Source organism: Lactobacillus sp. ESL0701 (genome assembly GCF_029433445.1).
Taxonomy (GTDB): domain Bacteria; phylum Bacillota; class Bacilli; order Lactobacillales; family Lactobacillaceae; genus Lactobacillus.
This window is the reverse complement of record NZ_JAQTIC010000001.1, coordinates 223980-242645: the sequence shown is the minus strand read 5'-3', so window position 1 is coordinate 242645 and position 18666 is coordinate 223980. Positions and strand designations below refer to the sequence as shown.

17 protein-coding genes are annotated in these 18666 nt (G+C 38.8%); 2 read left to right on the top strand and 15 right to left on the bottom strand.

The genetic code is table 11. The features are described 5' to 3' along the window. Nucleotides 1-12: 12 nt before the first annotated feature. The 12 genes from PT281_RS01100 to PT281_RS01045 all read right to left on the bottom strand — a co-directional run bounded on the left by PT281_RS01100 (nt 13) and on the right by PT281_RS01045 (nt 12386). Nucleotides 13-672: a sugar transferase gene (locus PT281_RS01100; RefSeq protein ID WP_277151245.1), complete on the bottom strand. Its 660-nt coding sequence runs from the start codon at nt 670-672 to the stop codon at nt 13-15. Between the two features lie 169 nt (nt 673-841). Further along, a complete protein-coding gene (locus PT281_RS01095; protein WP_277151243.1) occupies nt 842-1540 on the bottom strand; it encodes a CpsD/CapB family tyrosine-protein kinase in 699 nt (232 codons plus the stop codon). Between the two features lie 37 nt (nt 1541-1577). Continuing rightward, nucleotides 1578-2300 carry a Wzz/FepE/Etk N-terminal domain-containing protein gene (locus PT281_RS01090; protein WP_277151241.1) on the bottom strand — a complete coding sequence of 241 codons (723 nt, stop codon included), beginning with the start codon at nt 2298-2300 and terminating at the stop codon, nt 1578-1580. Nucleotides 2301-2703: 403 nt separating this feature from the next. Next, on the bottom strand, nt 2704-3540 hold the full coding sequence (locus tag PT281_RS01085; protein ID WP_277151240.1) for a hypothetical protein: 837 nt from the start codon (nt 3538-3540) through the stop codon (nt 2704-2706). A gap of 96 nt (nt 3541-3636) precedes the next feature. After that, complete coding sequence (locus tag PT281_RS01080; protein WP_277151238.1) at nt 3637-4785, bottom strand: ArgE/DapE family deacylase; 1149 nt, start codon at nt 4783-4785, stop codon at nt 3637-3639. 10 nt (nt 4786-4795) lie between these two features. Then, nucleotides 4796-5545 (bottom strand): amino acid ABC transporter ATP-binding protein, encoded by a 750-nt coding sequence (locus PT281_RS01075; protein ID WP_277151236.1) that lies wholly within the window; start codon nt 5543-5545, stop codon nt 4796-4798. Further along, nucleotides 5538-7037: an ABC transporter substrate-binding protein/permease gene (locus PT281_RS01070; protein ID WP_277151234.1), complete on the bottom strand. Its 1500-nt coding sequence runs from the start codon at nt 7035-7037 to the stop codon at nt 5538-5540. Before PT281_RS01070 ends, PT281_RS01075 begins: the two co-directional genes overlap by 8 nt. Before the next feature lie 470 nt (nt 7038-7507). Next, nucleotides 7508-8737, bottom strand: a complete 1230-nt coding sequence (locus PT281_RS01065; RefSeq protein WP_277151232.1) for a lactate oxidase — start codon at nt 8735-8737, stop codon at nt 7508-7510. A 170-nt stretch (nt 8738-8907) separates the two neighbouring features. After that, entirely contained in the window at nt 8908-9705 is a 798-nt protein-coding gene (locus tag PT281_RS01060) for a metal ABC transporter permease (RefSeq protein ID WP_277151230.1), read from the bottom strand. After that, entirely contained in the window at nt 9705-10325 is a 621-nt protein-coding gene (locus PT281_RS01055; RefSeq protein ID WP_277151380.1) for an ATP-binding cassette domain-containing protein, read from the bottom strand. Before PT281_RS01055 ends, PT281_RS01060 begins: the two co-directional genes overlap by 1 nt. Nucleotides 10326-10382: 57 nt before the next feature. Further along, the gene (locus PT281_RS01050; RefSeq protein ID WP_277151378.1) at nt 10383-11492 is read right to left on the bottom strand and encodes an SLAP domain-containing protein; all 1110 of its coding nucleotides are present in this window, start codon (nt 11490-11492) and stop codon (nt 10383-10385) included. Nucleotides 11493-11504: 12 nt separating this feature from the next. Further along, nucleotides 11505-12386, bottom strand: coding sequence for a zinc ABC transporter substrate-binding protein (locus PT281_RS01045; RefSeq protein ID WP_277151228.1), 882 nt, complete (start codon nt 12384-12386; stop codon nt 11505-11507). A 386-nt stretch (nt 12387-12772) separates the two neighbouring features. Here PT281_RS01045 and PT281_RS01040 point away from each other — a divergent pair, with 386 nt between their 5' ends. Beyond that, nucleotides 12773-13210 carry a Fur family transcriptional regulator gene (locus PT281_RS01040; protein WP_277151226.1) on the top strand — a complete coding sequence of 146 codons (438 nt, stop codon included), beginning with the start codon at nt 12773-12775 and terminating at the stop codon, nt 13208-13210. A 39-nt stretch (nt 13211-13249) separates the two neighbouring features. On the opposite strand, the gene PT281_RS01035 is transcribed toward PT281_RS01040, so the two are convergent. Genes PT281_RS01035 through PT281_RS01025 form a run of 3 tightly spaced genes read right to left on the bottom strand, consistent with a single transcriptional unit; the run spans nt 13250 to nt 16872 of the window. Next, nucleotides 13250-15187, bottom strand: a complete 1938-nt coding sequence (locus PT281_RS01035) for a fructose-specific PTS transporter subunit EIIC (protein ID WP_277151224.1) — start codon at nt 15185-15187, stop codon at nt 13250-13252. A 15-nt stretch (nt 15188-15202) separates the two neighbouring features. After that, complete coding sequence (gene pfkB, locus PT281_RS01030; RefSeq protein WP_277151222.1) at nt 15203-16117, bottom strand: 1-phosphofructokinase; 915 nt, start codon at nt 16115-16117, stop codon at nt 15203-15205. Next, a complete protein-coding gene (locus PT281_RS01025) occupies nt 16117-16872 on the bottom strand; it encodes a DeoR/GlpR family DNA-binding transcription regulator (protein ID WP_277151220.1) in 756 nt (251 codons plus the stop codon). The genes pfkB and PT281_RS01025 overlap by 1 nt, the downstream gene beginning before the upstream one ends. Nucleotides 16873-17305: 433 nt before the next feature. On the opposite strand from PT281_RS01025, the gene PT281_RS01020 reads away from it, so the two are divergent. Further along, nucleotides 17306-18661 carry a threonine/serine exporter family protein gene (locus tag PT281_RS01020; protein ID WP_277151219.1) on the top strand — a complete coding sequence of 452 codons (1356 nt, stop codon included), beginning with the start codon at nt 17306-17308 and terminating at the stop codon, nt 18659-18661. Nucleotides 18662-18666 lie beyond the last annotated feature (5 nt).

The window sequence follows — 18666 nt, the reverse complement described above, 5'->3', positions numbered from 1 at the left end:
ATTTCCTTTTATCTAATAGGTTGTGTTAGGAAAGCAAACGACAAAAATAGTTTTTATTAAAATTTGCATATCTAGCCAAAGACTAGCTTTATTGATATAGATAATATCTATTTTGACCATTTCATAAAAGCTAACCGCATTTCTTCCTGTAACTTGCCACAAGCCTGTACAGCCTGGTTTAACTACTAATCTTTGCATATCAAAATTGGTATACTCAGTTATTTCACGTTCTAATGGTGGTCGTGGTCCAACTAGAGTCATGTCGCCCTTTAACACATTCCATAGCTGCGGCAATTCATCTAAGCTATGCTTTCTAATTATTCTACCCACTTTAGTTACGCGTGGATCATTCTTCATTTTAAACATTGCTCCAGCAATCTCATTTTTATGAAGTAATGCACTAAACTGTTCATCAGCATCAACTACCATTGATCTAAATTTATACATTTTAAATTTATGACCGTTTTTGCCGATTCTAATTTGCGAATAAAAAACGGGACCTGGTGAACCCTTATCTAATTTAATCGCAACGGCAATCACAAAAAAGACTGGACTTAAAATTATTAGCGCAATTAGACTTAACACAATATCAAAACTTCTTTTAAAAAAGAGATATAAATTCCGCTCATTAATCATATTTTGATCTATCAAAATTTTATTTTTAAGTTCCATTTACCCGCTTCCTTACTACAATAACTTTACAATCACTTGGATTTTCTAATATTGTTCAACATTTCATTGAGTAGTTCGGGATTTTTTGAAAATTTCGGATTACGTTTTAGCTGAATAATTACCGACACAATTTGTCGCTATACAGTTTAAAAATCATTTGTAGCAAATGTTAGTGACCATCTGACCCATTTTTAGAAGTCACATCATTTAGGATGTAGCCCAACAAATTAGCTTTTGCCATTTTCAAAAGTGCTACCGTTCGCTTAACAGCAGCTTTTTGTGCTTGACCCTGACGAACAACCAACACAACCCCATCTACTTTTGCAGAAATAAATCGGGTATCTGTTACTGGCAATACTGGCGGAACATCCAAGACTAGCAAGTCATAATCTTTTCTAAAATAAGCAAGCAATTCTTCCATTCGTCTCGACCCTAAGAGTGCCGCTGGATTAGGTGGGATCGGACCACTTGTAATTATTGATAAGTTATTCACCGGACTGTGCTGCACCACTAAGTCAAAACTTTTATCACTTGATAGAATTGTTGACAAGCCTCTGCGGCTATTGCGTAAGCCAAATGTGCTTTGAATTGTTGGCTGACGTAAATTCGCATCAATAAATAAAACTTTGCGTCCTTGCTTGGCCCAAGTAACGGCTAAATTCGCGGAGATAGTCGACTTGCCTTCATTAGCTTGCGAAGAAGTAATCAGGATCGTCTTCAATTTATGATTAACCGCTGAAAAATTTATATTTGATAGAATGGTTCGCAATTGTTTAGAAACTACATTATTTGGATCTGTATTAGTAATTAACTTAACTTCGTTTTTTCTACTTCTAGTAGATTTTTTACTTTTTTTGCGATGAAACATAATTCATAAGTACCTTTGTAATAATTAAATTTCAAATTCAACGATGCCGTTTGTAATTCTGAGCTGGTTGAATTCTAAAAACATGACCCAAGTTTGGTAATCCAAGTTCGGTAGTTAAGAATTCATCACTCTTAATAGTCGTATCGGTTATTTCCTTAATAAAGGCATAGCCTAAACCAATTAACAATCCAACACCTGCACCAATTAATAACATTACTGAGGTTTTAGGAAATGTTTTTTGCTTTACCGGTAAAGCTTTAGAAACAATCATGACGTTATCAATACTCATGATTTTACTGATTTTACTTTTAAACACACTGGCTATTTCGTTAGCAATAGTAGCTGCTTCATCTGGATCATGACTTTTAACATTTAAAGCAAAAACCTGTGAGTTTTGATTACTAGTAATCGAAATATCCTTCCTAAGCTGCTTAACGCTGACATAATAAGGCTTGGTGGTATCACTTGGATTAGCTAAATTTTGACTGGCAGCTTTTAAGACTACTTGATTTGTAATAATATCTTTATATGTATTAATCATTTGGACATCAGCTTGCTGTCCTTGGTATATCCCATTAAGGTCAGAGCTAACTTTCTTTTGGTTAACCAATATTTGTGTAGTTGCGGTATATTGCGGCGCAATGACAAATTTCCCTATACCTATTGCAGCAATCATACAAATTACAAAACTAGTAATAATAAAAATTACATGTTTGCGAATGATTCCAAGTATTTGGTAAAAATTCAAATATTTCCCCATACTATTTCTCCAAGTCTTAAAAAAGTAATCTACCTAATTCCAATACATTTAAAATTACATTTACTAATTCTGCTTTTAATGCTGCCATATCTACAACATTAATTTTTACCGGCAAATCTTGAGGATGTCCCGCTATTGGCTAATCAAATTAAGGCAAGTAAATAAGTCCTCTATATTGCTAATGCTAATAAAGAGGACTTATCAAAAATTCTAAATAGGATTAAATTGGCAAGTAAAATTCAATAATTTTTGACCAATTACAGGCGAGTATATCATTATTAGTATAGCATATATACATAGCTAGTTATAATTTATATCTATCTACGTATAATGTCAAATTATAGTTACCGTAACAATTATAGCCGTTTGCAAGTTTTGAATACTATATAATAATACTTTATATTTACCTATTCGCTTTAGCTTCGACATAACGGGTAAAAAGCCCAAGATCAATTGGCAGAATAATTACGTTATAAAGCAAAAAGAGCCAAAAATCGCCAATTATGTTAATTTTGGGTATTGTCATTTCCATATCTTGATAAGAACTGCCAGTTAAAAAATGACTGATATTGGCAGCTACATCCCACCAAATATTGTAACTAATCACTAATAACCAACTAACTATTACAATCATCACTAATCGCACCAGCCAAGTAATAATTCGGTGCGACTTACCAGACCAAAAGTCAACCACAGCATGACTACTAAAATTTAAAAAACTGACAGTTAAATAAACAGCCAGACCAACAAGCAATAATAGTAAAAGTGCCAAGAATAATCGCCCACATTTTAAAAACGTCAAATGCGTGACCCAATAGCCAAAAGCAGCTATTTGCTGTCTAGTATATTCATCAAATGGGTAAAGCACCATTGATATTAATACCAATTCAATCCCCAATAAAAGATCAAGATAGATAAACGCAATGCCAGAAGAAATCGTATTAGTTAAATATAATTTACTATCATGCAATGGGATTAACCGCCACGTCTGTTCATGATTAAACTTCTCATTTTGCCAGCAAGTAATCCCAAGATAAATTAAATTTGCCAGTAAGCTAAACAAAATAAAGACCGTTTGTAAGTAATCAGGATATAACTCCCAACGCTTTGCCCCTGAACTCGTAAAAATTATCATTAGTGAGCAAACAATTGTAGTAACTAATTGCACGCCAAATACGCGATAAGTTAAGCGCGTTTTTTGTTTAAATAAAATCTTAAATAAATGCCAATATTTTTCCATCAGATTTCTCACCTCGATTAATTTTAACACTATATGCCGACCAAATTTGAAGAATAAAAAAGAATCAAAATCAATCATGACCTTGGTCCTTTATTTCTATTTTTCATATTCCTGCCAGAACTTCCAAGCCAAATCTTGGTAAAGCTCACAGCCAGCTAAATAATTATTTACTGGTGTATATTCATTAGGTTCGTGGGCGACGTCTCCCGGCGCCGGACCCATAATTACGATTGGAAAGTTGCCTGCAGCGCGAATATATTCCGAAGCATCAGTTGCGCCCGTATCGGCGACAAAATCACCACCATAATTCAACTTTTCCTTAATAACAGCCTGCGTTAATTGAGCAAGCTTAGTATGCTTTTGGTTAGGCAATGGTACTTCTGGGAAACTATAACGAATTGCCAGTTCTGCTCCCTGCTGGTTCAACTCAGCCACAATTTCTTCAAGTTCCTTATAAATTTGGTCATTCGGATAAAGCGGTGTTGTTCTAATATTACCCGAGAGCCAAGCACTATCTGGAACCGAGTTAATTTGGCTGCCACCCTGAATTTGACTAATCACATGAGTCAATGGTCCTAAGACTGGGTCTACTTGGTCGTGACTATCCATCTTAGCTTGAGCTTTTTGGGCAAAAGCAACCAGCGGCATAATGGCATTTTTACCTTTTTTTGGTGTTGATGAATGGACTGTCACCCCTTTAGAAGTCACATAATAATCAATAACACCCTTGTGCGTCACCACAACATCACAATTAGATGCTTCGCCGATAATCAACCCATCGAGATCGTCGGCGTAACCTTCTTTAGTTAGTTGGGCTGCACCATATTCGCCGGTTTCCTCACCAACCGAAGCTAATAAGCGAATTCGCCCCGGCAACTTTTGACCACTTTCTAATAAATCAAGCATGGCGACGACCATTGCAGCTAGACCTGACTTCATGTCACTAGCACCACGACCATATAAGTTGCCGTCTTTAATAGTTGCGGTGAATGGCGGCGTTTGCCAATTATCCAAGCTACCTGCAGAAACCACATCTTCATGGCCAGAAAAGCCTAACAGTGGTCCCTGTGTTCCCATATCAATAATCAGATTATCACGATCTTCGGCATAAGTAACCCGCGTGATTTTTACCGGATAATCTTTAAACAAACTAACCAGATAATCAGCCACTGCCGTTTCGTGATCATTAGCCGATTCAATACTGATTAAGTCAGATAATATCTTAAGTGCTTTTTTGTCTTCCATCATATAGCCTCTATGCTTCTAACACTTTAGCCAAAAAGTCCTGTGCCCGTTCAGTCTTCGGATGAGCAAAGAACTCACTTGGTGTTGCCTTCTCCTGAATATAACCATCCGCCATAAACCAAACTTGATTAGCCACATTCTTGGCAAAGCCCATTTCGTGGGTAACAACCACCATCGTCATCCCTTTTTGAGCTAAATCCTGCATAACCTTCAATACCTCGCCGACCATTTCTGGATCAAGTGCTGAGGTTGGCTCATCAAACAGCATCATTTCTGGATCCATCGCCAGTGCCCGTGCAATGGCAACCCGCTGCTGCTGACCTCCCGATAAACTAGCGGGGAACGCATCAGCCTTATCAGCTAGTCCAACTTGTGCAAGTAGTTCTTTAGCTTTAGCTGTTGCCACTTCATCAGCCACATGCTTGACTTTCATCGGTGCCAATTTTAGATTTTCCAAAACACTCATATGTGGAAAAAGGTTAAATTGTTGGAATACCATGCCCATCTTTTCCCGCAAAGTATTCAGTTCATCCTCGCTCAAGGAGGTTAATTCCTTATCTTCAAAAATCACCTTCCCAGAAGTTGGCTGATCTAGTAAATTCAAGCACCGCAAGAAAGTACTTTTACCAGCACCTGATGGCCCAATCAAACAGATAACCTGACCATCCTTAACTTCAGCGTTAATATCTTTTAAAACTTCATTATTGCCAAAAGTCTTTTTTAAATGCTCAACTTTAATCAGTGGTTCTTCGTTACTCATGTTTCATCTTCCCTTCAAATACTTTCATTAAACTAGATAAACTAAACGTAATAATAAAGTACAAAATCATCGTAATTACTAACGGCATTACGCCCCGGTAAGTATCGGCCTGTACGATTCTTGATTGGTAAATCAGATCCTTAACCCCGATAACCGACACAATTGAACTTTCCTTAATCAAGGAAACAAATTCGTTCCCCAAAGCTGGCCAAATGTTTTTCATTGCCTGCGGCATAATAACGTAACGCATTGTTTCCGTCCGCGACATTCCCAAGGACCGTGAAGCCTCAGTTTGTCCGGGTGCAATTGAGTTAATTCCTGAACGAATAACTTCCGCAACATAGGACGCTGAATTGAGTGAAACTGCAATAATCCCAGATAGTAGTGCCGGAATATTAACCACTAGTCCCAAGCCAAAATAAATAAAAAGCAATTGCACCATCAATGGCGTACCACGAACAAATTCAATATAGGCTGTGGCAATTGAGTGGGCAACTTTATTACGACTCAGCCGCATCAAGGCAAGAATTGCCCCCAATAAGAACCCAAAAAAGACAGAAATTAGAGAGATAAATAAGGTGTAGCCCACGCCAGCGACAAAGAAGTCTTTGTATGCCCACATTGAATTATCAATTTTAGCTGACTTTTTAGACTTGCCATTTGATGCCAAGTATTTACCTGCCATTGGCAGATAGTCTTTTTTAATTAGGTCTTTTGCTTTAATTTCATCAATTGACTTATTAGCCGCATTGACTAAACTTTGGGCACCCTTATGAAAGGCAACGGATGAGCCAACTGACTTATCCTTGAAGCCCGAACGAATATTGATAATCCCCGTTGTATTTTTAACGTAAGCATCAGCTGAAGCTGAATCAACGGCAACTGCGTCAAATTTATGTGTCTGCAATGCCAAAATCAGGTCGCTATCTTTATCCATTGTTTTTAACGTTACTTTGGGTGCTTGCTTCTTAATTAAATCACTTTGCAGACTACCAGTTTGGGCAGCAATTGCTTTGCCATCAAAGGAATGGAAATTATGATACTTGCCTGCATCGGCTTTTCTGATAATTAAATCTTGACCACTAGCATAGTAAACTTGACTGAAGGCAACACTCTTTGCCCGTTTAGGTGAAGCCGACATCCCGGAAATAACCATATCAACTTTGCCAGTTTCTAGAGCTACCAGTAGCGAATCAAAGTCCATGGTCTTAACCACAAGTTTGACGCCCATGTCGTGGGCAATTTTTTTACCGACCTCAATATCCATGCCGTATACTTTTGACTTGCCGTTAACATTCTTGACAAATTCATAAGGCGGAAAGTCGGGACTAGTCCCCATAATCAGCTCACCTTTTTGTTTAACCTTTTGTAAATAATTATCTGTTGCTTTTGGTGCTTGAGCTGCCTGTACGCCGCTAACACAATTGACTAACATTGTCAGTGTTACCAGCATCACTAAGGCAGCTTTGAACCAGTTAATTGCCTTTTTCATCGCTTATTCCTCACTTCTTGCTCTTAATCTGATTAAAAATGAACCTTCTTGGTTATATCGTCGTTTATTTTCTAAATTCATTTTTAACCTCCCAGATATAAAAAACTCGCCCCTTCTTACATTCCTGTAAGAAGAGACGAGTTTTTACCCGCGGTACCACTCTTTTTGATACAAAGTATCCGCTTATTAATTTACTGCATTATTGCTTAAGCACGCCTTCATCCATTTTCTAATTTGCCTTCCACTCTACGCAAATTCGCTTAATAGAAAAATAAATTACTACTCCTAAGCTATTTAACTAGCAATTATAGCAGAAAAATCCGGATTGTCCATTATTTTTTGCCAAAGCATTAGAAAATAATGATTAATAAGTGAGAATATCAATTATTACGTAAATCTATTTAAACTAATATTTGTAAATAAAAACTGATGAAGAAACCTTCCTCATCAGTTTTTATTTTTTAAATTAATTAAGCTTGTGAAGCACCTGAAACGGCATCCGAGTCGTCTTCCTTTATTTGGTTATCCTTAGTTACAGGATAAGGCTTAATTCTTGAAGGATCAGTATTTGACTTTAAATTATCAGCAGTGTAATCAATGTGTGTTAACCGTGCATTCTTAACATCTTCAATCGTCTTGCAACCAGTTAATTGCATATCAATCACTAATTCATCATTTAATTGCTTAATAACTGATTCAACTCCCTTAGCACCACCAAGAGCTAATGCATAAAGATAAGGACGACCAATACCAACAAGATCGGCACCTAAAGCTAAAGCCTTAAAGACGTGTGAGCCACGACGAACACCAGAATCAAAAATAATTGGCACCCGGTGATTTACTGCTTTAGCAATTTCTGGCAACATATCAATTGTTGCAGGACCACTGTCAACTTCACGACCACCGTGGTTAGTAACATAAATACCGTCAGCACCAGCACCCATTGCTAGGTATGCATCTTCAGCACAAACTACACCCTTAACAAAAACTGGAAGACCTGACATTTCCTTAATTCGCTTAACATCATCTGGACCAATCTTTTGTGCAGATGAAGCATACATTTGAGCAACCGTTTGACCTTCACCCTTACCGCCTTGGTAACGTGTAAAGAAATCTAGTGGAACTGGATAAGCAAACTTGGTTCTCAAGTTAGCTTCGCGATAACCTGATACCAAAGCATCAACAGTTAAAAAGATACCATTGTAACCAGCCTTCTTAATTGCATCAAAGACCATCTTGTTAAATTCCCAATCTTTACTCAGGTAAAGTTGGAAGAAACGTGGTGCGCCAGGGGCTGCAGCTGCAATCTCTTCAACACTCTTATTACCATAAGTACTTGATGAGAACAATGCTCCAGCTGCGGCTGCACCCTTTTGGGTTGCAACTTCTGCATCCTTATGCGCAATTCCATGACAAGCAATTGGTGAAATCATAATTGGGGTTTTTAATTTCATCCCCATAAACTCAGTATCAGTTTGCGGATTATCCATATTGGTTAAAGCCCGCGGTACAATTTGAAAATGGTTGAAAGCAGATGTATTATTCCGCCATGTCCACTCATTTTCTGAACCTGAGGCAATGTAGTAATATGCACCTTCAGGCATAACTTCTTTTGCACGTTCCTCGAGTTCATCAACATTAATCATGCTAATAGCTTCATCACGATCGCTTTGGGGAAACCCATTATAATATGCTGTCATTTTAAAAACTCCTTTAATGTAAAACGTTTATATCTCTATTATACATGCAAATGCTTACAATAGTTAGTGAAATTTATCAAGAATGTTAAAATAGCGCCAATAAGACTGCTTATTTTTTCACAAGCAAAAAGAAAGCAACCCGCAGATCACTTTCTAATTTTGATACTTCCTTATAAATTATGCCTAATTAAATGAGTGAAATAAGTAACAAGATAAATAAAAACTTCGATGACGGCAATGAAAAAAGTTACCGGCAAATTAGTTATGAAGCCTAAATACAGTCCCAGCCAGACACCTAATAAAGCAAAAAAGACTGACCAAGCAATCATTGAACCAACAGTTTTACCAAGATAGTTAGCAGTTGCCGGCGGCAATGTCAGCAAAATAAACACTAATAGTGAGCCCACAATTTGAGCACCAACCGAAACAGACATTGCTAATGCAATTAGAAAAATCAGACTAACCACGCCCGTCTTTACCCCATGAGCCAAAGCACCAATATGGTCAAACGAATCAAAGTTTAATTGCCGTTGAATCGCAAAGATTAACAATAAAACAATTACTGATAAGCCAACTAATTGTATTACGCCTTGACGGTCAACACCAATAATACTGCCGAATAAAATATTCGTCGCATAATTACTATTAGCGCCAGAAATAGCTAGGAATAAAACGCCAAGTCCAATAAATAAGGCGGAAATCGCACTAATTGACGACTCTTTCTGCTCACTGTGCAATGATAATTCACCAACGCTAATTGATCCCAGCAAGGTAAACAAAAGCATTCCCCACAAAGGATCTATCCCCAGCCACACAGCAAAAGCTGCACCAGCAAAGCCGATTTCCGATAAAGTATGTGCTAAAAAACTAAAGTTACGTGCTACGACATAGACGCCAACCGTCCCACAAGTAATCGCAATGAACGTGCTGGCCAAAAAGGCGTTGCGCATAAATGGTAATGCAAACATTATTCGTACGCCTCCTCAAACTGAACCATCTTGCCTTGCTCTATCGTACCGTTATTTAAATATAAATAATCTTTCATGTATTTACGTGCTAGAGGCACATCATGAGTCACAAATAAAACCGTCATTTGATGTTTTTCATTTAAATGCTGAATCAAGCTCATCAATTCATCTTTAGCTACGGGATCAAGACTAGCCGTTGCCTCATCCAAAATAATCACGTTAGGGTTATCAAGTAAGGCCTGTGCTAAATATGCTCGCTGCTTTTGCCCACCAGAAGCTTCACCCATCCGAGTATTTCTAATAGGATATAAATTAGTTTCTTCAAGCTGAGTTTTAATAGCTTGCTTAACTTTACCCGTTTTAATTACTGGCGTGTTTAATGCAATAAAGGCCTCAATTGACAGTGGGTATTCCGCATCAATATTACGAAATTGCGGTACATAACCTAGCCGAACACCCTGAGCAAACCTAAAGGTTCCACTTGTTGGTACTAGCATCTTCATCAAAATATTAATCAGCGTCGTTTTACCAGCACCATTAGGACCTAAAAGCGCCGTCATTGATCCTGCTTTTAATTTAAAACTTAAGTCAGTAAAAACTTCCCGCTTATCAAATCTCATCCCAAGATTATTTACTTCTAAAATATCGGTCACTCTTACACTTCTTCCTGCTTTACCCTAAAAATTGCCAACTTTAACAAACTCATTAACATCAATTTGGTAGTACTTGTGACCCGCGATCTTTACTCTACCACCATAAGTTCTTACATAATTACGCCGATAAAGTTTATCGCTGCCAATGCGATAGCCGTTAGCATTGTACAAATAAGCATTATGCTTAATTTGACGCAGTTTGCCCTCAACATTGCTGGCAACGACAAATTGATTTAAGCCAATTTGCAGATACTTTCTGCCATCAATTGTCTGATCGCCATATAAAGTTAACTTTGTACCGGCCTTTTTAGTTGCAGCATCAGTAGCATTCCCCTTTTCATCATAAACTAGGGCATCATGCATTAAGATTTTAGTCCCAGTTGGCTTAGGCAAAGTCGCAGCCGGCTTGTTGGCTGGCTTTTCAGTAGTCGCACTAGTGCCAGTCGTGCCCTGTTGGTCGTAATAATACTTCACAAGGTTATAGAAGTCATCCATCGAATAACCCCATTTAGCAAAGTAACCATCAGGGTCTGTGTGATCAGTACCACCCAAAAATTGACTAACAGCGTGGTGTGACCAGATTGTACCTTGACCATCATGAACGGCATTATCTGGCTGTAAACCATAATGATGCAGTAGATTTGCCGCATAAATGGCATCATTATTAACACCTTTGGCAAAGTCGGCAGCGTTATTTTCCTCACATAATTCTACTTGAATAAAGCGATCGTTAGCTTGTGGTCCCGCGCCCCAAGTACCATTATCAGGTGACATCATCTGAATAACACCCGTATGATCAACAAAGGCATGGACGTAAGAATAGATATTCATCCATTCACGATTAAAATAAACCGCTTCGTCATGAGCCGTGGCGTTGGGTGTTGCCGTTTCGTGAATCACAATTCCTTCTGGTTTACCATTGCGATATGGCACTTCACTTCCAGCAAAAGAATTATACTTAATTCCTTCTTGAGTCAGCATTTTGTCAGCGTCAGTCACACCACCATAACTATCTTGCTTAGCTAAATCATTAGTTGAACTAGCCTGAACCTGAACTGCCAGTGAAGCAGCTGGGGAAGCCGCAGTAACAGTTGCCGCTAATGCCAAAGCTGTAATTAATTTCTTCATTTTAATGTTCTCCTTTAATTATTTACGCGCCACTCGGGCTAACTTTTGATAGTTTGTTGTCATCCAATCAAGATAAGTCATATTATTCGGTAACGTTTCTCGTACCTTTAAAATTGGAATTTGTTGCTCTTGAGCCAGTTTAACAAAATTATTAACCGTTGAACTTGAAGTTTGTTCATTATCAACAAAGAAGGCAATCTTACGTTCTTTAATTGCGGTCGTCATTTTTTGAACCATTTCTGGACTGGGATCAGTGTTATTCTGGATTGCTTGTTCAAAGTCGCGATCACCTACTTTTAGATGAGCTGCCGCTAGCGCGTAATCAAAAACAGGTTCACTCACATAAACTGGCTTACTGCTTTGACCATCAATCTTATTAGCAATCTTTTCAATCTTGGCTACTTTAGCCAAATAACGCTGACCATTATTGCGGTAATATGCCGCATGTTTAGGGTCCTTCTTACTTAACTTTGTCACTAAATAATTAACGTATCTTGTTGGCATTGCTAAGTTATACCAAATATGCGGATTGTCACCCTTTTTCAAGCCCATTAGGTCTTCACCAACCCAAACAGGCTTTTTTTCAACCGCGGAAGCTAATTTATCCATCCAGCTATCATAGCCTAGACCATTGGCCACTACAATATCAGCAGTTGATAATTCTTTAGCATCGTTAGTTGTCGGTTCAAAATCATGTGGATCAATTGCCGCTTTTTTGATAATTGCGTCAGCTTTGCCATATTTACCCACAACATTTTGAGCAATATCTGCATAAATATTTGTTGTTGTAACAATTGAAATCTTTGCATTCTTTTTTGGCTGCTGCACGCACCCACTAAGTGTTAATAGCAGTATGCTAAATAAACTTACCACAGTAAACCATTTTTGAAATTTTTTCATATCCATCTCTTTTCTCACTATTAATTTTATTAACAATATTTTATTCAATCTATATAAGTATTAATCGTAATTAAAAACCATTATACACTAAAACACGTGCTGCTAAAGTGGTTCCCCATTAAGCAAAATAATTGGTTTCATCTTTAATAGTAATTAATACCATTTAAGTTAAACGCCATCTGTAATTTTTGTCAACAGTTAATCCTACATTTCAAATTTAATTTGCTGCCAAATCCAATTAGGTTAAATCGTAACTGAGTCTATTTATTGACTTTCTTGCAAGACGGCTTATCATCAATCTTGAACTAAATTAGTCTTTTATGAATAAAGATGTTAAACTAGTAATGCTAAATTTTGCGCATCATACGAGCATGGGAGCACGATTAATGGATAAATTGACAATCGCGTTAAATATTTTAAAAACTAATCACTATAAATTAACTAAACAACGCCAAGAGCTGCTTACTTACCTCTACAAGTACTCTGATTACTACCTTTCCTTGACTCAGCTCGATAAACATTTGCGCCAGCACTTTTCTAAGATGAGTCACGACACAATTTACCGCAATGTTAAAGAAATGCAGGAGATTGGCATTGTGGAAACTAAAATGTTTCCCAACGGTCTCCGCGTCAAATTTCAATGCGATTTTATTGCTTCGAATCACAGCCATTTTATTTGTCAAGAATGCGGGCGCACGATTGAGTTACCATTGCCCAACTTTAACAACGTAAATGTGCAGCTAGTCGGATTTCAAATTAATGATTACCAAGTAGAAATTCACGGTTTATGCGATCAGTGCCAACTTAAAAGCCAACAAAAATAGAGCGGCAAATCAGCTGCTCTATTTTTTTGTTTTTAATTTTTACTTATCCACTGGCTTTTTCCACAAGCCTAAGATCACTCCGGCAACAAGCGAACCAATAATTGTTGCCACAAAGTATAAGACAATATGATTAGCTAGGGGCGATACCCACAAGCCACCGTGAGGTGCAGGTACACCAATCCGCCAAAGACCAACTAAGGCACCACCAACGGCTGAACCAATGATACACGATGGAATAACGTGACCAGCATCAGCTGCCGCAAACGGAATTGCACCTTCAGTAATAAAGGAAAAGCCTAAGATCCAGTTAGTAACACCGGCATGGCGTTCATCTTCAGTATACTTGTTCTTAAAGAAGGTTGTCGCAATTGCAGTCGCAAACGGCGGTACCATCCCGCCGACCATTACGGCTGCCATCATCACAGCGGCAACCGTTGAATGTGGATCATTGGCAAAGGCACCAGAAGCAAAGACATAAGCAGCCTTATTGAACGGTCCACCCATATCAATTGACATCATCCCCGCCAAGATTGTAGTTAAGACAACCAAGTTGCCTGTTCCCATTTCATTTAGGAAGTTAGTAATCGCAAAGTTAATACTACTGAAAATCGGGTTAACAATGTAATACATAATTAAGGCGATTAATAATAAACTCAATATTGGGTATATCAGCATTGGCTTCATTCCCTCAAGTGACTTTGGTATTTTTGTACACAACTTTTTCAAGCCAACTACTAGGTAACCAGCAATAAAGCCAGAGGCTAATCCACCCAAAAAGCCAGCCGGTGATTTGGCATTAGTGATTACATTAGCTACATAAGCACCACCGTAAGAACCACTATAAACAGTCGCCATAAATCCGCCAACAAAACCAGGCATCAGCGCCGGCAAATCACCGATTGACTCAGCGATATAACCTGACAAAATCGGTACCATAAAAGCAAAAGCCATATTCCCGGCATTATTAAGAAAGATGAAGGCTGGTGATTTCGGTCCGCCGGCATAATTTTCCACAATAAAGGAAATCGCCATCAAAATCCCACCGCCGATAACAAACGGCAACATGTGAGAAACACCATTCATCAAGTTTTGATAGATTGAGCCCCAAACGCCTTTTTTTGAACTGTCACTATCATCAGCCTTGCTGTCTGAATGATAAACATTCGCCTTACCGTCCAAAATGGTTTCAACTAACTCATCGGGCTTATTAATTCCGTCGACTACCGGTCGACTAATTAATGGTTTACCATCAAAGCGTGGCATATCAACCTTTTTATCGGAGGCAATCACTACTCCCTTAGCACGGCTAATTTCTTCGGGAGTCAGTTTATCCTTAACGCCTTCTGAACCATTAGTTTCAATTCTGACATCAGCTCCAAGCTTGTTGCCCGCCTTAATCAGCGCTTCTTGAGCCATATAGGTGTGGGCAATCCCGTTAATGCAGGCTGTTACCCCAACGATCAAGGGTTTATTACTAGTACTACTTTTTGCCTGACTTGCAGCCCGTTTTTCGGCATCACTCTTAGATTCAGCCTGTTCAAACAAGGCAATTACTTCCTCAGGTGTTTGTGCCAATTTCAGTGCACTAACCAAATCAGGATTAATTAGCAGTCCCGATAACTTAGCTAAGGCTTCAAGGTGCGTGTTATCAGCACCAGCTGGCGCGGTAATCATGAAAAACAGGTAAACTGGCTTGCCATCAAGTGAATTATAATCAATTCCCTGTTTACTTTTAGCAAACAACACCCGCGCCTTGTTAATTGACTTGTTGCGCGCATGCGGCATCGCAATACCGTCGCCAATCCCAGTGGTCGATTCATCTTCGCGCTCCCAAATTGACTTAATGAACTCATCTTCATTGTTGACAATTCCGGTCTGCACTTCAAGATCGGCCATCTCCTTAATCGCATCTTTCTTATTCGTTGCCTTCAGCGACATAATCATAGATTCAGGAGCTAAAATATCTTTGATTTTCATAGCTAATTCTCCTTTTTATGAAATCTGCTCTACCTTAATTTGTGGTAAAACCGCATCAATCTGACTTTTAGTCGCAATATCCTTAGTAAAGGCAGTTGCGGCACCACAGGCCATCCCCACACGAAAACTTTCTTTGGGATTACCACTCTCAACATAACTGCCAACAAAGCCAGCAATCATTGAGTCCCCAGCACCAACAGAGTTAACGGCTGTACCAACAGCAGCTGGGGCATGATAAACATGTTCTCGCGTTATTAAATAGCCACCTTTAGCAGCCAGCGACACCATGACGTTTTGAGCTCCCCCATCTAGCAATTTACGCGCACAAATAAGCATCTCTTGATCGCTATTAAAAGTCGTATTAAATATCTCAGCCAATTCATGGTGATTAGGCTTAACTACTAGCGGTCCATAACTCAAGGTATCTAGCAGTGCTTGACCAGTTGTATCAATTACAAATTCAGCACCGGCTTTTTTAATTAGCGGCAACAATTTTTGATAAAAATCGACTGACAAATTCGGCGCCAGCGACCCACTTAAAACAACAATATCGCCAGTTTGTAAATCGCTAAATCGGTCTTCAAAAGCCGCAACTTCTGCAGGTGCAATCACGGGGCCAGCCGCGTTAATTTCCGTTTCTTGTTCAGCATGCACCTTAACATTAACCCGCGTTAAATCCTTAATGGTCACAAAGTCGTTAACAATTCGGCGCTGATTCAATTGACGCACCAGTTCTTTACCAGTAAAACCGCCAATAAAACCCCAAGCCGTGTTTTCAATTCTTAACTGATTAAGAATTTGTGACACATTAATTCCCTTGCCACCAGCCAAAAAGGTCGCATCTTGTGTACGGTTAACTGTACCAGGAATAACTTTTTGCGGCTGCATAACATAATCCAAAGCTGGATTAACAGTAACTGTATAAATCATTATTTTACCTCCTTTAAATCAATTTCGTGAGGCAGGATTTGCCGCTGCACATTCATTAGGTCAGTCGTAATTACACTGACATCTTGACTATTGGCAAAAATCGCAAAGTTGCGTTCACCAATTTTAGAAGCATCAGTCAAAATATAAGTATGGCGTGCCTGCAGGATTTCCATTTTTTTCATCGCTGCTTCTTCTGGATCAGGCGTAGTCAAATTACCTTCTTGATCAAGCCCATTAGTCCCAACAAAACTAGCGGCAAACTTCATTCCCTCTAGCTGCTTAATCGCTGATTGACCAATGACTGCGTGGGTATCATCTTTGACGCGCCCACCTAATAAGATCGTATCAATTTCATGATTTAACGCTCCCAATGCCGTTTCCAAACCATTAGTCACAATCGTAACGTGAGGAATATCCGCCAAAAAGGGCACCATTTCGTAAGCCGTTGTCCCCGCATCAATGAAGATATAATCATTTTCATGAACAAAATGTTCAACCGCGTAACGGGCAATTTTTATCTTCGCTTCATGGTTCATGCTAAAACGAATATGTTGTGACACATCATGCGCGAAATTTTTCACAGATTGTGCACCGCCATGAATTCTTTTAAGTAGTCCCTGTTGCTCCAACTGAATTAAATCACGGCGAATTGTCGATTCTGATGTGTTGGTAATCGTCGATAAGTCCTTGACCTGACACATTTCGTGCTGATTCACATAATTCTCAATAATTTTTTGCCTTTCTTGCGTTAACATTCTATCCACCTCTTGCCTATATTGTATTCGGTTCCATCGTCATAATCAATCATTTAACTTCAAAAAGTTTCATTTTCAGTCAAGAATGCGCATAAATCTGTATAAAAATAGCACTAACCTTTTTTAGATTAGTGCTATTCAATTTTAACAGTCAAATATCATAAAAGTATTTAATATAATTATGTTTTTCTATTTTTAATTTGATAACTCAAAATTATCATGCAACTGCTAGTAAATTTTGCTTATTTTGGTTTAGTCATGATTTAATCGCTGCAATAATTCCTCTTTAACCATCATTTATTTTCCTCGTTAGTACCAATACATCACAATTAATTCAATTAGACGATACAATTTTGCTAGTACTAAAAATAGACTCACTTCTTGTGCTAGAATTAAAAGGTTGTCTTTAATAAATAGTAAGGAAGTTTAATTAATGGAAGAAAACGAACCACAAATACGACGACACCACATTTCTGCTAGTCACCATATGAAAATTCAATGGAAAGAATTTTTCAAAAGTCCTGACGATACCCTAATTAAAGACACAACTTTAGTTGAAAAGGGATCGCTAGTTGGCAGAATCGGCATTATGCTATTGGAATGCGGCACGGGAGCTTGGCGCGTACGCGACTCAATGAACACCGTAGCACGAGCACTTGATATTACTTGCTCAGTTGATATTGGGCTAATCTCAATTGAATATACCTGCTTTGATATTAATAACAAGTCATATTCGCAAACTTTAACTTTGCCAACCACCGAAGTTAACATGAACAAGCTAAATAAAATGGAACAGTTTATCCGCCAATTTGAAAAGAATAATGACCGCTTATCAATTGGTGCAATTCATCACCGGTTAAACGAAATTGAACGTCATACAGCTACTTATCCCGTAATTATCGCGGCTTTAAGTGCTGGTTTAGCCTGCGGGAGCTTTATCTTTCTCTTAGGCGGCGGTTTACCGGAAATGATCTGTACCTTCTTTGGCGCATTAGTTGGTAATTACGTGCGCGGTGAAATGAGTAAGCGCAAAATTACACTTGTCGCCAAAATCGCTGTTGGAGTTGCCATTTCTTGTGCCGTTTACTTTTTGTGCTTCATGCTCGGACAAAAATTGCTAGGCTGGAATCATGACCATGCTTACGGCTATATCGGTGCAATGCTTTACGTTATCCCTGGTTTTCCTTTCATTACTTCTGGTCTTGACATGTCTAAGCTCGATATGCGTTCAGGGTTGGAGCGCCTAGCTTATGCTATTTTAGTAATTATGACAGCAACAATGGTCGGTTGGGGCGTTGCTATCAGCCTTCACCTAACTCCTGGCACGATGCCCAAACTCAATTTAACACCAACTGTCCTAACTGTTTGTCGGGTTATCGCAAGCTTTTGCGGTGTATTTGGCTTCTCTGTCATGTTCAATGCTAAACCCCAAATGGCGCTGGTTGCGGCCTTGATTGGCGCTATTGCCAATACCTTGCGCCTAAGTCTAGTTGACTACAATCACGTGCCAGCAGCTCTTGCCGCCTTCATTGGTTCACTACTTGCTGGGTTACTAGCCAGCTTTGTTCGCGAAAAAGTGGGCTTTCCTAGAATTGCAATTACTGTACCCGCAATTGTTATCATGGTACCTGGGCTTTACATGTACCGTGCCGTCTTCAACTTCGGTATCACCAATATTAACGTCGGTGCTTATTGGATTATGAATGCCTTAATGATTGTCGTTGCCCTGCCAATTGGCTTGTTAACGGCTCGAATTTTAACCGACGCCAAGTGGCGCCACGCCGACTAAAGATT

Bases quoted from the DNA above. Each gene is read 5' to 3' on its own strand.
- PT281_RS01100 (WP_277151245.1), bottom strand. From the start codon at position 672: ATGGAACTTAAAAATAAAATTTTGATAGATCAAAATATGATTAATGAG.
- PT281_RS01095 (WP_277151243.1), bottom strand. From the start codon at position 1,540: ATGTTTCATCGCAAAAAAAGTAAAAAATCTACTAGAAGTAGAAAAAAC.
- PT281_RS01090 (WP_277151241.1), bottom strand. From the start codon at position 2,300: ATGGGGAAATATTTGAATTTTTACCAAATACTTGGAATCATTCGCAAA.
- PT281_RS01085 (WP_277151240.1), bottom strand. From the start codon at position 3,540: ATGGAAAAATATTGGCATTTATTTAAGATTTTATTTAAACAAAAAACG.
- PT281_RS01080 (WP_277151238.1), bottom strand. From the start codon at position 4,785: ATGGAAGACAAAAAAGCACTTAAGATATTATCTGACTTAATCAGTATT.
- PT281_RS01075 (WP_277151236.1), bottom strand. From the start codon at position 5,545: ATGAGTAACGAAGAACCACTGATTAAAGTTGAGCATTTAAAAAAGACT.
- PT281_RS01070 (WP_277151234.1), bottom strand. From the start codon at position 7,037: ATGAAAAAGGCAATTAACTGGTTCAAAGCTGCCTTAGTGATGCTGGTA.
- PT281_RS01065 (WP_277151232.1), bottom strand. From the start codon at position 8,737: ATGACAGCATATTATAATGGGTTTCCCCAAAGCGATCGTGATGAAGCT.
- PT281_RS01060 (WP_277151230.1), bottom strand. From the start codon at position 9,705: ATGTTTGCATTACCATTTATGCGCAACGCCTTTTTGGCCAGCACGTTC.
- PT281_RS01055 (WP_277151380.1), bottom strand. From the start codon at position 10,325: ATGAGATTTGATAAGCGGGAAGTTTTTACTGACTTAAGTTTTAAATTA.
- PT281_RS01045 (WP_277151228.1), bottom strand. From the start codon at position 12,386: ATGAAAAAATTTCAAAAATGGTTTACTGTGGTAAGTTTATTTAGCATA.
- PT281_RS01040 (WP_277151226.1), top strand. From the start codon at position 12,773: ATGGATAAATTGACAATCGCGTTAAATATTTTAAAAACTAATCACTAT.
- PT281_RS01035 (WP_277151224.1), bottom strand. From the start codon at position 15,187: ATGAAAATCAAAGATATTTTAGCTCCTGAATCTATGATTATGTCGCTG.
- pfkB (WP_277151222.1), bottom strand. From the start codon at position 16,117: ATGATTTATACAGTTACTGTTAATCCAGCTTTGGATTATGTTATGCAG.
- PT281_RS01025 (WP_277151220.1), bottom strand. From the start codon at position 16,872: ATGTTAACGCAAGAAAGGCAAAAAATTATTGAGAATTATGTGAATCAG.
- PT281_RS01020 (WP_277151219.1), top strand. From the start codon at position 17,306: ATGGAAGAAAACGAACCACAAATACGACGACACCACATTTCTGCTAGT.